This is a genomic window from Bacteroides acidifaciens (genome assembly GCF_903181435.1).
GTDB lineage: Bacteria > Bacteroidota > Bacteroidia > Bacteroidales > Bacteroidaceae > Bacteroides.
Genome location: NZ_CAEUHO010000001.1, coordinates 1,799,033 through 1,813,886, shown reverse-complemented (window position 1 = coordinate 1,813,886; position 14,854 = coordinate 1,799,033). Strand labels below are relative to the sequence as shown.

Here is a 14,854-nt window from a genome sequence, read left to right as displayed (position 1 = left end):
TCTTATGCTTTTACTTATTTATTATAATGCCAATTTATCCCCTTGATAGAACTTCAGCAACTGGGTATTCAGTATAGCCATATATTTAGCTTGAAGTTGTTCTTGCTGCGCTTGCAACAAGTTATTCTTCTCGGTGAGAAGTTCCACGGTGTTTTTCATTCCCAAATTGAACTGTTCACTAATCAGGTCGTAGCTGATTTGCGTGCTTCTCAGTTTCTCGTTGGCTGCCGCATAACGCTGTTGTGCACTGTTGGCATCCAGCCAAAGACCTTCAATCGTCTTGTACAAAGCCTTCTGTTCGTCAAGCAGTGACAGCATGCTCGTTTCGCGCTGCAATTTGGCCTTCTGTATGGCGCTCTTTGTCTGACGGTTGTTGAATATAGGCACACTGACCGACAGACCGATGGAATTGTTCCAACCATTCTTCACCTGTTCACCGAAAGTAAAGTCACTTCCGCTCGTATGATTCGTTCCGATGCCTGCGCTAAGGCTGACGGTGGGGAAATAACCGGATTTTGCAATATCAATTCCCAATTCGGAAGCTTCTACATTGAGCTTGCTTGCTTCAATCTCAGGACGAAGGGCAAGTGCGCTCACATATACATCTTTTTTAGTAGGCAAGGGGGCAAGTACATTCTCGTCGGACAGGGCAGGGAGATAAACGTTCATTTCATTCTCCCCATCCAGTTCGAGCAGTTGTTTCAGTTGTAATTTGTAATCTTGCAGGGTGGCTTGCGCTGTGACAAGTTGATAACGGTCGGTACTGACCTGAGCTTCCAGTTGCGCAAAATCACTTTTGGCAATACTTCCTGCATCCAGCAATTGCTGACCGCGGTCACGCTGCGCAATGGAAACCTGTAACGTATTCTCGTTAACTCTGACCGACTCCGCCGCATAAAGAATCTGGATATAAACCTGTGCGATGGATTCTTGAATATCATTCTCGGACGTTGCCACATCGAGTTCGGCTACTTGGTTGTTCAGTTGTTCCTGCTTGATGGTCTTCAGCCGCTTGCTTCCATTATATAAAGTCCACGAAGCATTCAGACCATAATTGCCGTTATAACTGGTTTTACTGTTACTGCTGATAATCTCGCTGCCGCTCACCCGGCTACTCGATTCTTGATACGGGCGGTTCACCACCTGCTGGCTGGTAGAGAATGAAAGGCTGGGAAACAAAGCAGCTTTAGCTGTCTTCACGTCAATCTGTGTACTTTCCGCAGCCACACGGTTTTTGCGAATCGTAATATTCTGTTCCAAAGCATAGTCGATGCACGATTGCAAATCCCATTGTGCAGGGAGTTTTGCTTCGTTCAGCGTATCGGCTTGCAGCGGAGATTCTTGGGCAGATATGCCCGAAAACATACCTGCGCCAAGAAATGCCATCACTGTCAATCTTTTTACATTCATCATATTTATACTTCTATTGATTTACTGATAACGAAGGTACGTACATATTATATTAGCCGCAAAAGCGATAGACGGAACACGGAATTTTACCGTTAAATGATTTTTTTCTGTCGATAGGTTGATTTTATCAGAAAAACACAACAAATCTCGCAACAATTCGGGGTATTTGTTTGTTTTAGTTATAAAAATTGTATATTTGTACTCATTACAAACTATAACGCTGACATATGAAGAATACACTTCTTTCTATTTGGAATTTTTATCTGGAAGGTTTCCGTAGTATGACGCTTGGTCGTACTTTATGGATTATTATCCTGCTGAAATTATTCGTCATGTTCTTCATCCTCAAATTGTTCTTTTTTCCAGATTTCCTCGGTGACCATCCTACGGATGCCGATAAGGGAAACTATGTGGGAAACGAACTGATACAACGCGCTATTCCTGAGAAATCAATTGATTTTTAACTCTTAAACTACATAAGATTATGATTGAAAGTATTGACACTTCGCTTATCGATTGGTCGAGAGCCCAATTTGCGATGACAGCAATGTACCATTGGATTTTTGTTCCCCTCACACTCGGGCTGGCAGTGGTGATGGGCATCATGGAAACGTTGTATTATAAAACAGGCAAAGAATTCTGGAAGAGGACGGCGATGTTCTGGATGAAGCTTTTTGGTATCAATTTTGCCATTGGTGTGGCAACCGGCTTGATTCTTGAGTTTGAGTTTGGAACGAACTGGAGCAATTATTCATGGTTTGTAGGAGACATTTTCGGTGCGCCGTTGGCTATTGAAGGTATTTTGGCATTCTTTATGGAAGCCACGTTTATTGCTGTGATGTTTTTCGGCTGGGGAAAAGTCAGCAAGCGTTTCCACCTGGCTTCAACTTGGCTGACGGGATTGGGAGCAACTATCTCTGCCTGGTGGATTCTCGTTGCCAACGCATGGATGCAGCATCCGGTAGGTATGGAGTTCAATCCTGATACTGTTCGTAATGAAATGGTCGATTTTTGGGCGGTGGCAACTTCACCTGTAGCCGTTAATAAATTCTTTCATACAGTGTTATCCGGTTGGGTGCTTGGCGCTATTTTTGTAGTCGGCATCAGTTGTTGGTACTTGCTGAAGAAACGCAACCGTGAGTTTGCGCTTGCCAGTATTAAGATTGGCGCTATCTTCGGACTGGTCGCATCGCTGTTATCAGCATGGACGGGTGATGGTTCCGGTTATCAGATTGCACAGACGCAGCCCATGAAACTGGCGGCTCTGGAAGGTTTGTATGAAGGCGGCACGAATGTCGGACTAGTAGGAATCGGTATGCTGAATCCCGAAAAGAAGACATATGACGATGGAAAAGACCCGTTCCTCTTCCGCATAGAGATACCGAGCATGCTTTCTTTTCTTGCTGAACGTGATGTGGATGGCTACGTTCCGGGTATTGCAAATATTATCGAGGGCGGTTATGAGATGAAAGACGGTACAAAAGCTCTTTCGGCTGCCGAGAAGATAGAACGTGGAAAAACGGCTATCGGTGCTTTGGCTGCCTATCGTGCGGCAAAGAGCGCAGGACACGAAGAGGACGCGCAAGTGGCTTACAAAGTATTGCAGGAAAATATTCCTTATTTCGGCTACGGATATATTAAGGATGTGAACCAACTGGTTCCGAATGTCCCTCTCAATTTCTACGCGTTCCGTATAATGGTAATCTTGGGCGGATATTTCATCCTTTTCTTTATTGTAGTTCTTTTCTTTATCTATAAGAAGGATTTGAGTAAGATGCGGTGGATGCATTGGATTGCTCTATTGACTATTCCTTTGGGATATATTGCCGGGCAAGCCGGATGGGTGGTTGCCGAATGTGGTCGTCAGCCGTGGGCTATCCGTGATATGCTGCCTACATCGGTTGCCATCTCCAAACTGGACGTGAGTTCCGTGCAGACTACTTTCTTTATCTTCCTGTTCTTGTTTACAGTAATGCTGATTGCGGGTGCCGGAATTATGGTAAAGGCTATCAAGAAAGGACCGGAAACGGGAGATAATGTTACTATTAACCATTAATCGTAAAGACTATGTATATATTTCTACAACAATATTGGTGGCTTGTCGTTTCCTTGCTGGGGGCTATCCTTGTGTTTTTATTGTTTGTGCAAGGCGGTAATTCATTGCTGTTCTGTCTCGGTAAGACGGAAGAACACCGTAAAATGATGGTGAACTCTACCGGACGTAAATGGGAGTTTACATTTACTACGCTGGTTACTTTTGGCGGTGCTTTCTTTGCTTCCTTCCCGTTATTTTATAGCACTAGCTTCGGTGGTGCTTATTGGCTTTGGATGATTATTCTTTTCAGTTTTGTGTTGCAGGCTGTCAGCTATGAGTTCCAGAGCAAAGCAGGAAATCTGTTAGGCAAAAAGACATATCAGACTTTTCTGGTGATTAATGGGGTAGTAGGGCCGTTATTGCTTGGCGGGGCGGTGGCTACATTCTTCACAGGTTCCGATTTCTATATTAATAAAGGAAATATGACGGACACCATTATGCCGGTTATCAGCCATTGGGGGAACGGTTGGCATGGATTGGATGCGTTGACTAATATTTGGAATGTGATTCTGGGGCTGGCGGTATTCTTCCTTGCCCGTGTGTTGGGAGCGTTATACTTTATTAATAATATAGCAGATAAAGAGCTGACGGACAAATGCCGTCGTGCGGTACGGAATAATACTATCTTGTTCCTTGTATTCTTCCTGTCATTTGTCATTCGTACATTAGTTTCCGATGGCTTTGCGGTGAATCCGGATACGCAGGAGATTTATATGCAACCTTTCAAATACTTTACTAACTTTATCGAAATGCCGATAGTCCTTGTCCTGTTCCTGATAGGAGTTGTTTTGGTTCTTTTCGGCATCGGAAAGACATTGCTCAAAAAGACTTTCGATAAAGGTATTTGGTTTACGGGCATCGGCACGGTATTGACAGTCTTGTCTTTATTATTGGTGGCAGGATATAATAACACAGCTTATTATCCATCTTATACCGACTTGCAAAGTTCATTGACTTTGGCAAATAGCTGTTCCAGCGAGTTTACTTTGAAAACGATGGCTTATGTTTCCATTCTCGTTCCGTTTGTGATTGCTTATATCTTTTACGCTTGGCGTAGCATCGACCGTCACAAGATTACAGAGAAAGAGATGGACGAAGGCGGACACTCTTATTAAATTGAGAATTGAAAATTGAGAATTAAAAAATAGGCTGCGCATGAGGTAATAAGTATTCATTGCGCAGCCTATTTTTTAATTCTCAATTTTCAATTCTCAATTTACCAAGTTTTCCGGTTTTCCGGCAATGTATGCTTGTATGTTGCTGGTTGCGATATTCATCAAGCGTTCGCGAGCTTCCAGCGTTGCCCATGCGATGTGCGGAGTGATATAGCAGTTCTTTGCTGTCAACAATGGATTGTCAGCACGCGGTGGTTCTGTAGAAAGAACGTCTACTCCGGCAGCGTAAATCTTGCCGCTGTTCAGTGCATCTGCCAAATCCTGTTCATTGACCAGCGGACCGCGACCTGTATTGATTAGGATAGCCGTTGGCTTCATCATAGCAAGACGACGGGCATTCACCATTTCGCGTGTCTCGGGAGTAAGCGGACAGTGCAAGCTGATAATATCACACTCGCAGAACAATTGGTCTAAATCCATTTTCTTGATTTCCGGTGGCAACTGGAAATGTGATTTTGAAGTTAATGCATATACTTGCATACCAAAGCCGATGGCGACACGTGCAGTTGTGTATCCGGTATTTCCCAGTCCGACCAGACCGATTTTCTTTTCTCTCAGCTCCATTAACGGAGTATCCCAAAAACAGAAATCCTTGCTGTTGGTCCAACGGCCTTTGTGCACTTCTTCCGAATGGTGCTGCACTTGCTGGTAGATATTCAGAATATGTGCAAATACCATTTGGGCAACAGAAGCTGTACTGTATGAAGGAATATTGGTAACGATGATTCCCCGTTCCTTGGCTGCGGCAGTGTCAACTACATTGTATCCGGTAGCCAATACGCCAATATATTTCAGTTCGGGCAGTGCAGCCATGTGGTCTGCGTTGATGATTACTTTATTAGTCAGAAGCACTTCTGCTCCGGCTGCACGTTCTAATACTTCTTCGGGAGCAGTGCGGTCATATATCGTACATTCTCCGAGAGCTTTAATACCTTCCCAGGACAAGTCCCCGGGATTGGCGGCATAGCCGTCTAAAATTACAATCTTCATTTCAATTTTAATATTAATAATATGTTATACGTCTTTTCTTATTGTTTTATTTTGCTTTTGCCATTAGTTGATTCTTTCTTGTCAATGGCATATTTCTTTAAGCCGATAGCTTACTTTTTGAATTTATCCCCCCACAATTGTATCATCCGTTCGGCATGCTTCTGTTCCGCCGGATTATTTTGTGGTTGCCATATCCGTTTGTCTTTCAGTTCATCCGGTAGGAATTGCTGTTTCACAAAATTGCCTTCATAACTATGCGCATATTTATATTCCTGTCCATATCCCAATTGTTTCATCAATTTAGTAGGCGCGTTGCGCAAATGCAACGGAACAGGTAAATTTCCGGTGGAACGAACCAGCTCCAACGCGTCATTAATTGCACTGTATGCCGAATTGCTTTTTGGACTGGTTGCCAGATATATCGTTGTTTCCGCCAAAGGAATCCGTCCTTCCGGCCAGCCGATTTTCATCAGTGTATCAAAACAGGCATTTGCCAGGAGCAATGCATTGGGATTGGCAAGGCCAATATCTTCCGAAGCCGAAATGACAAGCCGGCGGGCAATGAAAGCAGGGTCTTCGCCGCCTTCAACCATGCGGGCAAGCCAATAAATAGCTCCGTCGGGGTCGCTTCCGCGAATTGACTTGATAAAAGCGGAGATAATGTCATAATGCATCTCTCCGTCCTTGTCATATGCCAGCGGATTCTGTTGCAGACGTTCTGTTACCATCTCATCGGTGATAACCACTGTTTCTTCTGTTTCCGACTGGACAACGAGCTCCAGTATATTAAGCAGTTTGCGGGCATCTCCACCGGAGAAGCGCAACATGGCTGTTGTTTCTTTTAATTCGATTTTGCGTTCTTTCAGTACGGTATCCGTAGTGACAGCACGTTGGAGAAGTTCCAGCAAATCTTCTTTCTCCAATGATTTGAGCACATAAAGCTGGCAACGCGACAGGAGAGGGCGGATAACCTCGAACGACGGATTCTCCGTCGTCGCACCAATCAACGTAACAGTTCCGTTCTCCACTGCCCCCAACAGGGAATCCTGCTGCGACTTGCTGAACCTGTGAATTTCATCAATAAACAGTATCGGGCTGGATTGTGAAAAGAAACGGTTGCTTTTGGCACGGTCTATCACTTCGCGCACGTCCTTCACACCGGAAGTTACGGCACTCAATGTATAAAAAGGAGTTTCCAGTTTATTGGCAATGATTTGTGCCAGCGTCGTTTTACCTACTCCGGGCGGGCCCCAAAGGATAAAAGAAGAGATACGTCCTGCATCAATCATCTTGCGCAGGATGGCGCCCGGTCCCACTAAATGTTTTTGACCGATATATTCGTCTAAAGTCTTGGGCCGTAGCCGCTCTGCTAAAGGTTGCATAATTCTTAGAATACCATTAATACCATGAAACGGATACCATTCTTGTTAATACCCGGATTGTCACGGTAAGTGAAACGATGTACATATTCAATATGTAGCAACTTGAAAATGTTGTAGATGCCGACACTTGCTTCGACATACGGCACTTTCGGGTCCATCACGAAGCTGGTAAACTTGCCGTCGCGTGTCGGGAACCGGAACAAATCGGGGTTGCTGCTCTTGAACGGGTTATTCTTGTCCGTCAGTGTGCCCCACAATGCGCGGACACGGAACATCTCTCTCCATTTCAAGTTCTTGATAAGTGGAATACGGTTGAATAGCTTTCCATTCATGTCGTAAGACAAGGATAGGGAAGCGAAACGGTCGTTCAAGAATTCCATGTTATTGATAAGGTTGAACGTTTCCCGCTGAGTGATGTATGATAAATTGGCTTCCGGCAGAATCAACAGCGGAAAAGGAACAGTATTCCATTCTGCACCTGCTTTTAAGCTACAATCTATTTTTCCCCAGGATGCGGGAAGCCAAAGACGTTTCCATACACTGGCTTCCGTGCGGTTGAAATTGTATTCTCCGCCCAATACCCCTTTAAATCCCATTGCATGAGTCAGCGTAAAGATAGGAGCATCCAGCGATACCGGCACGCGGCGCTGTTTGGAATTGACAAATGATTCACCCGGAGCATAGCGCAATGTCAGGCTTGCTTCGGTGGTCGTAACGTCATGCACACGTGTTTGTGCAGCATCGTTGCGCAGATATTCCAGTTTTCCGGTAGGTTCGTCGTTACGGTGGCGGAGCATCGCTTTCACTCCGAAACCTGTAAGCGTTTCGAGTTCATAGTTGACGGTCGCGTCACGCATATAAGACATTTGGTCTACCGTTGTCGTTTTTAGTGACAGGAAGATATTATCCTTGTCTGTAAACAGGAATTTGTCCATTGGCGACATTACATCATAACTGTAAGTTGCCGAAATATAATGTTTCGGGAATTCCCAGACTACATAATCACGCTTGTTGAACGAATAAGTCAGCGTACCGCTATATTTCCACCGCTCGTCTTTCAGACCGTATGCACCGTAACCGCTCAAGAACCAATGCTTGTCGAAATGCGCCGTAGTCATACCGCTCAACCGGAAACGGGTTCCGTCGATGTAGTTGCTCGAAATCATGGTGTTGATAGGCCCGATGTCTACTTTGCTCGGACGTCCCTTGCTTCCTGTTTCCACAAAGTTCTCAATCAGGGCTTTAGCTCCGAAGATGATGTACTTGAATCCCGGAATCTGTTCGAGACGGTTGACGAATATATCCATCGTACTTTCTTTCTTTGTCAGCGGCACCTGGCGGACACTTGCCCAGTATTCATCGCTTTTTGAAAGCATATCCGCTTCCTTTATCACGCTTCCTTTCAACCGGAAAAGCCGTTGCTCGATAGGGTCGAACTTGTAATCGCTGTATTTAGTGATTCGTTCCACCTGCAGTCCGCCTGCCGTTTTGTTGGAATTCCATGAAAGGTCTACGGTCATATTGTCGTCGGACAATACCCAGTTGCCGTTTGGCAGCTGTTCGTACTGCTGCACGATGTCCATACGGTTGACGAAGTTTACTCCGGTCTTTTTGGGCAGGTTCATCGTACATTTCTGTACGGCATACGTAGAATCGTTCAGTACGTACAGATGTCCGGTAAATCCGAAATCCTGCGAATTCTGTGGAACGAAAGTCAGGTGCACGCATTCGCGCTTGTCCACCATCAATGTGTCCATCAGATAATACTTATAAAAAGAAATGGCGTTACTGCCGATAGGGCTTACGAAACGTTGTTGGAGCAGGCGAATGTCATCATCGTAAATATTAATATCAGCAAAGACATCCTTCAAGACTGTGCCGAGCATATCTCCCGTTGAGAAAAATTCTTCGATACCGTTGGAGTTCTTTCCTTTGATAATGGTTTTCTTGCTTTCGGGGTCTTTGCGATAGATGGTCTGCGAAGCCGTCTCCTGTACGGAAATCGGAAGAATCAACTTATTCGTTGTTTCCGACACTTCCACCTGGTCTTTGAGGAAGGCATATTTCTTGTAGATGCCTTTTTCGAGTTTCTCCGGCGTGAGGTCGTTGATAGACATTTTCATCTTCTCGTACTTGTCGTACTGATAATAGTCGTTCACTTCGAGGACTTGCGCCTTCTTGTGCTCGATGACCTTCTTCATGAATTCGACTGCCGGATTGTTCTTACGGGAGTATTTTTCTTTCTTGGGTTTTACGACAACTTCATTCAGGAGTACATTATCCGGAGCCAACTGAACGTTGACGGTCTGATTGGCATAGTGGACTTTAACTGTCTTGCTGATATAGCCGACAGCAGAGAATACAAGCGTTCCACCGTTTCTGCGGGCATCGAGGTTATATTCTCCGTCGATATTGGTGATAGTACCCATATCTCTTTTTTCCTGATAATAGACGGAAATATACATCAATGGTTCATGTGTCACTGAATCAGTAACTACCCCTTTAATTTGCTGTGCAAACGCATTTGAAGCTGCCAATACAAGTAAGAGCAGTATAAGTATTTTGTTATATCGTTGTCTCATAACGTTCGTAGTAGGGTGCAAAGTTAACAAATAACTCTCAGTGTGAGAGAATATATAACTTTTTTTACCCATCGTTTTTGGTTGTTTACAAGCGTATATTGCCCAATGCTCAAATAAGTTAGCCTTGGTCATATATATTTAACAACTAGTTCCTGATTTAGTTTCATCCGTTGAAACTATTTGTTTCACCTATTGAAACTGTTTGTTTCAAGTAATGAAACACTTTGTTTCTCGGTGTGAAACACTTTGTTTCAAGGCATGTTGAAACAACTTGCCCTACACTTGACAGCATAGGGCAAGTAAGGTGATTGTTATTTGCTTGATAGAATCTGTACGATACGCTCTGCGGTCCGTCCGTCCCAACGTTCGGGGAGTTCACCGCGCTTCCATTCGCCTTTCATCAGTGTGTCCATTGCTTTGGCGAGCAGAGCCGGGTCTTCTCCGACAAGCTCGTTGGTTCCCATGCGCCATGTCTCGGGATGCTCGGCGTACGTATTGAGAGTAATGCAAGGGATACCCAGGAAAGTTGCTTCTTCGGCGACATTGCCGGAGTCGGTGACAATCCCTTTCGCCTTATTAATCAGATAACCGAAGAATAGGTAATTCTGTGGTGGCATGATATGCAAGTTAGGGGCTTCGATGCCCAGTTCCTTAATCGCGTTGCGTACATACGTGTGCAATGGCGCTACGATAGGCATGCCGGCAGATTTCTCAATCAATGTTTCCATCAGTTGCCGCAGATTCTCTTTGTCATTGAGCAAGACGCGACGGTTGAGGGTGAGCAGGAGATAATTGCCTTCCTGGAGTCCCAATACGGAGAACCATATCGGTTTGAGTAGCCGGTTGCGGTTGTAACGGATAGCATCTATGAGGATGTTGCCTACATAATATACATTTTCGCTTTCCGTACCCGTCTGATTCAGATTACGGTTGGCGACCATGCCGGCTGTGAACAAGTAGTCGGACAGTCCGTCCGTAATCATGCGGTTCACTTCTTTCGGCATCTTCATGTCGAAAGAGCGGGTTCCGGCCACAAGGTGCGCCACCTTGATTCCTTGTTTCTTGGCAACGATAGCGCAACTCATCGTTGCGGTGAGGTCGTCCACAACAAGAACAACGTGTGCAGGGTTCTCGGTCAGCTCCTGTTCGAACGCTACCATGATTCCTGCTGTCAAACTCGTTGGATTACTGCTTTCCACTCCCAGATATACATCGGGAGCCTTCATGTCGAGGTCCGAAAAGAGAGAAGCGTCCAGACTCGTATCCTCTTTTCTGCCCGTGTAGACCAGTCGGTAGGAGATACTTTTACCCAGCGCCCGTGCGGCTTCAATAGCGCGTGTAATGGGAGCTATCTTCATGAAATTGGGGCGTGCCCCGGCAACAATTGTTATTTTCATCTTGTTTCTATCATATTCGGTTTAATTCGTGAAGCAAATGTACATTTTCTTACGGAATTTATTTGTTACTTTGCATACAAAATAACAAATATATGCCCACATTCGTTCAAATTCTTGATTTTATAGGCACATTTGCCTTTGCAATTAGTGGTATCCGGCTGGCTTCGGCGAAGCGTTTCGACTGGTTCGGAGCCTATGTTGTCGGACTTGCCACGGCTATCGGTGGCGGTACTATCCGTGATGTCCTGCTTGATGTTACCCCCGGGTGGATGACAGACCCCATTTATCTGATTTGTACGGGGCTGGCTCTGGTGTGGGTTATCTGCTTCGGACGTTGGCTTATCCGGCTCAACAATACATTTTTTATTTTCGACAGTATCGGGCTGGCATTGTTCACTGTGGTAGGTGTGGGCAAGAGCATTGCCTTGGGGTATCCTTTCTGGGTGGCAATCATTATGGGCAGTATCACGGGAGCGGCAGGCGGCGTGATGCGTGATGTCTTTATCAATGAAATCCCCTTGATATTCCGAAAAGAAATTTATGCAATGGCTTGTGTGGTAGGTGGTATTGCCTACTGGCTTTGCGATGTCGCGGGACTTGAGCCATACGGATGCCAGCTAACCGGCGGGTCGGCTGTATTCCTGACCCGCATCCTGGCTGTAAAATATCACATCTGCCTGCCTATATTAAAAGGTGGCGATGAGATAAAAGAGGAGATAAAAGAAGAGTGACGACAACCCTTATTCGTCTTTCATATCCAACTCTCCCTGAAAACTGATGGATTGCCGGTTCTGCATGTTTACATCAATGCTTGCTGAACCGTTAGGATACACTTTTACCCTGAATTCATATCTGTCTTCGGGATTCCGGGCGATGAATTGGATGACGGCATTTCCTTTCTTATCCATTTTCATTGTATATTCTTTGAGGGGTGCTCTGAAATTCAGTCCGTCCCCGCCACCATAAGGGATGCTGTAAGCCCGTCCGAAATAAGGCAGGTAGGAGATGACCGAATCATTTCTGATTTCCAGTGAGTAGGGAGATGTCAGTGGGACGGAACGTCCGCGCATCGGCAGGGCGGTCTGTACATCTATTTTGTAATTTTCGGATGCGATGAGTTTCGTCACAGCTTCTTTCTTCTGTTCCTTCTTTTCTTTTTTACTTTGAGCTGAAAGGGTAGGGAGTCCTACTAGCAAGGCTAGTAACAACATTAGGATTTGTTTCTTCGTTTTCATATCAGTTGCATTTAGGTTGATATATATATAACAACCAAATATACGAAAAAGTCAGGAACTCTTCTCTTTTCTTTAATGAAAATTAAACAGAAATCCTGACCTTCACTTTATTATATAATAAGAACTTAGAACTGTTCCAGTATCTCAATCGTCATCGTCTTTTAATTTATTAGGTTAATGTTAACCAAAAGTAATCTATTTGATTCTTTTAAGCAAATGAATGGGAGCTTTTTCTTCAAATACCACCCAAAAACTATCAGAAACCACCCGAAAACTATCATTTGATAGAAATAACCCCTAAGAAATGATTGAAATCCCCCTATATGAGACGCAAAATACCCTTAAACTTGTAACCGACGAGAAAAACGAAATATTAACCATAAAACCCTTAAAGTATGAAAAGTTTAAGTTTCAGAAAAGATTTAATTGGAGTTCAAGAGGAGTTGCTTCGTTTCGCTTATAAACTGACGGCCAATCGTGAAGAAGCGAATGATTTGTTGCAGGAAACATCTTTAAAAGCCTTGGATAACGAGGATAAATTTGCTCCAGATACAAATTTCAAGGGATGGATGTATACTATCATGCGTAACATCTTTATTAATAACTACCGGAAAATAGTCCGTGACCAGACTTTCGTAGACCCCACCGATAATTATTACCACTTGAACCTGCCGCAGGATTCAGGACTTGAAAGCACGGAGGGTGCTTATGACTTGAAAGAAATGCACCGTATTGTCAATGCGTTGCCCAAAGAGTATAAAGTGCCTTTCTCCATGCACGTGTCCGGCTTTAAATACCGCGAAATCGCAGAGAAATTAGGTTTGCCATTAGGAACAGTGAAGAGTCGCATTTTCTTCACGCGCCAACGTTTACAACAAGAACTGAAGGACTTCGTATAAATGAGGATAACACATACAAACTAGTTTATTGACATGAAAGGAGCAAAAGGATAGATTCCCATTGCTCCTTCTTTTTTCTATATAAATAGTCACGATATCTGCTTACCGTTTCTTCTTTTTCTTGCTTTTCTTTTCTGTAGTTTTCTCTTCCGGCGGGAACTTGGGAACCAAGTTCATCAACCGTAATATCTGTTTTTGCCGTTTTAGTATGTAGGGCGAAGGCTTCGCCGAGTTAAACCGTATCGGATTGGGAAGGGTAGCAGCTATGAGGGCGCATTGCCCTTTCGTTAGTTTGGCGGCTGTCGTGCCGAATTTGTTTGTTGCGGCAGCTTGCGCTCCGTAGATGCCATTTCCCATTTCAATAGAGTTGAGATAGACTTCCATGATTCGTTCTTTCGACCAGAATGTTTCGATAAGGAACGTGAAATAAACTTCGAGTCCTTTCCGTACCCACGAAGATTGCGGCCATAAAAAGACATTCTTGGCTGTCTGCTGACTGATGGTGCTTGCACCCCGTTTCCGTTTGCGTGTTTCATTCTCTTTCATCGCTTTTTGGATTTCTACGAAATCGAATCCGCAGTGCCCGGCAAAGCGGTTGTCTTCAGAAGCGATGACTGCCATCGGCAGACTGGGAGATATCTTATCAAAAGAAACCCACGTGTGTTTCCACGTGGGTTTATCTCCTGAGAAAATCTGCTGAACGCTTCGGATGACCATCAACGGAGTGATATAAACCGGCATAAACCGATAGATTATGACCGTCAGCAAGGTCGATGCAAAGAAGAATATCAGCAGGTTTCGCGTATAACGCAGTAATTTTTTAATTAGAAGCTGCTTGTGCATCTCTAATCATCTGTTCGCTAGCGTACATGTAAACTTCTACACGGCGGTTCTGTTCGCGTCCGGCTGCAGTGTCATTGCTTGCAACAGGGTCGCTTTCGCCCATTCCTTGTACACCTTTAATCTGGTTGGGAGAAACACCGCAACTCAGCAGGTAGCTGGATACGCTCTGTGCACGTTCTTGTGACAGGTTCAGGTTCTTTTGCTGGCTTTGTGCAGCAGTACTGTTCTTCCAACCTTGATTGTCGGTATATCCATAAATGGATACGTCCATGTCGCGGTTTTGGTTGAGCACATTATTGGCAAATTTGCTTAAAGCAGACTTAGCGGCAGCACTCAGATTTGCATTGCCTGTTGTGAAAAGAATTCCTGAATCGAATGTGACTTTTACGGCTTGCAGTCCGTTGTTGTCCGTTATCTGTTCTACTTGTGCTCCTTCAATTTGTTTTGCTTCTGCTGCTGCCTTATCCATCTTTTTGCCGATAAGAGCACCAGTTCCCGCACCTACTGCCGTACCAATGGCAGCACCGATAGCGGCACCTTTGCCTTTGCCGATAACACCACCGAGGATTGCACCTAGTGCAGCACCCGAACCACCGCCGATAGCAGCACCTTTACCAGTGTTGTTCATACTTCCACAGCTCCCAAATATCATGGCAATACTCATGAAGAGAACCATAAATTTCATCTTGTTCATAATGTTGACGTTTTTTATTGGTTAATAAAATACAGTTTTATACGAATTATATCGTATAATAAATAACACCGCAAATATACATATTATTTGGCAAGCATGTACTTTTTAAGTTAAAATAACTCGGATGATGCTTTTTGCGCGTAAATAAGGAG

At 44.4% G+C, this 14,854-nt stretch carries 13 protein-coding genes; 5 read left to right on the top strand and 8 right to left on the bottom strand.

Translation table 11 applies throughout. From position 1 onward, the window contains the following. Window positions 1-21: 21 nt before the first annotated feature. Window positions 22-1,419 (bottom strand): TolC family protein, encoded by a 1,398-nt coding sequence (locus CLIN57ABFB40_RS07460; protein ID WP_410489604.1) that lies wholly within the window; start codon window positions 1,417-1,419, stop codon window positions 22-24. A gap of 218 nt (window positions 1,420-1,637) precedes the next feature. Here CLIN57ABFB40_RS07460 and CLIN57ABFB40_RS07455 point away from each other — a divergent pair, with 218 nt between their 5' ends. The 3 genes from CLIN57ABFB40_RS07455 to cydB are packed head-to-tail and all read left to right on the top strand — an operon-like array spanning window position 1,638 to window position 4,620. Continuing rightward, window positions 1,638-1,874 carry a DUF4492 domain-containing protein gene (locus CLIN57ABFB40_RS07455; protein ID WP_175629547.1) on the top strand — a complete coding sequence of 79 codons (237 nt, stop codon included), beginning with the start codon at window positions 1,638-1,640 and terminating at the stop codon, window positions 1,872-1,874. A gap of 20 nt (window positions 1,875-1,894) precedes the next feature. Then, window positions 1,895-3,466, top strand: coding sequence for a cytochrome ubiquinol oxidase subunit I (locus tag CLIN57ABFB40_RS07450; RefSeq protein WP_175629546.1), 1,572 nt, complete (start codon window positions 1,895-1,897; stop codon window positions 3,464-3,466). Between the two features lie 11 nt (window positions 3,467-3,477). Then, a complete protein-coding gene (cydB, locus tag CLIN57ABFB40_RS07445; RefSeq protein WP_175629545.1) occupies window positions 3,478-4,620 on the top strand; it encodes a cytochrome d ubiquinol oxidase subunit II in 1,143 nt (380 codons plus the stop codon). A 96-nt stretch (window positions 4,621-4,716) separates the two neighbouring features. Here the strand turns inward: cydB and CLIN57ABFB40_RS07440 are convergent, their stop codons facing one another. The 4 genes from CLIN57ABFB40_RS07440 to wecB form a co-directional block, all read right to left on the bottom strand. Continuing rightward, window positions 4,717-5,670, bottom strand: coding sequence for a D-2-hydroxyacid dehydrogenase (locus CLIN57ABFB40_RS07440; protein WP_175629544.1), 954 nt, complete (start codon window positions 5,668-5,670; stop codon window positions 4,717-4,719). A gap of 110 nt (window positions 5,671-5,780) precedes the next feature. Further along, the gene (locus CLIN57ABFB40_RS07435) at window positions 5,781-7,052 is read right to left on the bottom strand and encodes a replication-associated recombination protein A (protein ID WP_175629543.1); all 1,272 of its coding nucleotides are present in this window, start codon (window positions 7,050-7,052) and stop codon (window positions 5,781-5,783) included. A 5-nt stretch (window positions 7,053-7,057) separates the two neighbouring features. Beyond that, window positions 7,058-9,634, bottom strand: a complete 2,577-nt coding sequence (locus CLIN57ABFB40_RS07430) for a DUF5686 and carboxypeptidase-like regulatory domain-containing protein (protein WP_175629542.1) — start codon at window positions 9,632-9,634, stop codon at window positions 7,058-7,060. A 311-nt stretch (window positions 9,635-9,945) separates the two neighbouring features. After that, on the bottom strand, window positions 9,946-11,031 hold the full coding sequence (gene wecB, locus CLIN57ABFB40_RS07425; protein ID WP_175629541.1) for a non-hydrolyzing UDP-N-acetylglucosamine 2-epimerase: 1,086 nt from the start codon (window positions 11,029-11,031) through the stop codon (window positions 9,946-9,948). A gap of 92 nt (window positions 11,032-11,123) precedes the next feature. Between wecB and CLIN57ABFB40_RS07420 the strand changes: the two genes are divergently transcribed. Beyond that, window positions 11,124-11,762 (top strand): trimeric intracellular cation channel family protein, encoded by a 639-nt coding sequence (locus CLIN57ABFB40_RS07420; RefSeq protein WP_175629540.1) that lies wholly within the window; start codon window positions 11,124-11,126, stop codon window positions 11,760-11,762. A gap of 9 nt (window positions 11,763-11,771) precedes the next feature. On the opposite strand, the gene CLIN57ABFB40_RS07415 is transcribed toward CLIN57ABFB40_RS07420, so the two are convergent. Beyond that, complete coding sequence (locus tag CLIN57ABFB40_RS07415; RefSeq protein WP_175629539.1) at window positions 11,772-12,266, bottom strand: DUF4251 domain-containing protein; 495 nt, start codon at window positions 12,264-12,266, stop codon at window positions 11,772-11,774. A 395-nt stretch (window positions 12,267-12,661) separates the two neighbouring features. Between CLIN57ABFB40_RS07415 and CLIN57ABFB40_RS07410 the strand changes: the two genes are divergently transcribed. Further along, window positions 12,662-13,165, top strand: coding sequence for an RNA polymerase sigma factor (locus tag CLIN57ABFB40_RS07410; protein ID WP_175629538.1), 504 nt, complete (start codon window positions 12,662-12,664; stop codon window positions 13,163-13,165). Window positions 13,166-13,267: 102 nt separating this feature from the next. Here the strand turns inward: CLIN57ABFB40_RS07410 and mtgA are convergent, their stop codons facing one another. Beyond that, window positions 13,268-14,008, bottom strand: coding sequence for a monofunctional biosynthetic peptidoglycan transglycosylase (gene mtgA / locus CLIN57ABFB40_RS07405; protein WP_175629537.1), 741 nt, complete (start codon window positions 14,006-14,008; stop codon window positions 13,268-13,270). Further along, on the bottom strand, window positions 13,986-14,702 hold the full coding sequence (locus CLIN57ABFB40_RS07400) for an OmpA family protein (protein WP_024988542.1): 717 nt from the start codon (window positions 14,700-14,702) through the stop codon (window positions 13,986-13,988). The genes mtgA and CLIN57ABFB40_RS07400 overlap by 23 nt, the downstream gene beginning before the upstream one ends. Window positions 14,703-14,854: the final 152 nt, after the last annotated feature.

Excerpts from the sequence above, each read along its gene's own strand:
- CLIN57ABFB40_RS07455 (WP_175629547.1), top strand. The coding sequence starts at position 1,638 with ATGAAGAATACACTTCTTTCTATTTGGAATTTTTATCTGGAAGGTTTC.
- CLIN57ABFB40_RS07450 (WP_175629546.1), top strand. The coding sequence starts at position 1,895 with ATGATTGAAAGTATTGACACTTCGCTTATCGATTGGTCGAGAGCCCAA.
- cydB (WP_175629545.1), top strand. The coding sequence starts at position 3,478 with ATGTATATATTTCTACAACAATATTGGTGGCTTGTCGTTTCCTTGCTG.
- CLIN57ABFB40_RS07440 (WP_175629544.1), bottom strand. The coding sequence starts at position 5,670 with ATGAAGATTGTAATTTTAGACGGCTATGCCGCCAATCCCGGGGACTTG.
- CLIN57ABFB40_RS07435 (WP_175629543.1), bottom strand. The coding sequence starts at position 7,052 with ATGCAACCTTTAGCAGAGCGGCTACGGCCCAAGACTTTAGACGAATAT.
- CLIN57ABFB40_RS07430 (WP_175629542.1), bottom strand. The coding sequence starts at position 9,634 with ATGAGACAACGATATAACAAAATACTTATACTGCTCTTACTTGTATTG.
- wecB (WP_175629541.1), bottom strand. The coding sequence starts at position 11,031 with ATGAAAATAACAATTGTTGCCGGGGCACGCCCCAATTTCATGAAGATA.
- CLIN57ABFB40_RS07420 (WP_175629540.1), top strand. The coding sequence starts at position 11,124 with ATGCCCACATTCGTTCAAATTCTTGATTTTATAGGCACATTTGCCTTT.
- CLIN57ABFB40_RS07415 (WP_175629539.1), bottom strand. The coding sequence starts at position 12,266 with ATGAAAACGAAGAAACAAATCCTAATGTTGTTACTAGCCTTGCTAGTA.
- CLIN57ABFB40_RS07410 (WP_175629538.1), top strand. The coding sequence starts at position 12,662 with ATGAAAAGTTTAAGTTTCAGAAAAGATTTAATTGGAGTTCAAGAGGAG.
- mtgA (WP_175629537.1), bottom strand. The coding sequence starts at position 14,008 with ATGCACAAGCAGCTTCTAATTAAAAAATTACTGCGTTATACGCGAAAC.
- CLIN57ABFB40_RS07400 (WP_024988542.1), bottom strand. The coding sequence starts at position 14,702 with ATGAACAAGATGAAATTTATGGTTCTCTTCATGAGTATTGCCATGATA.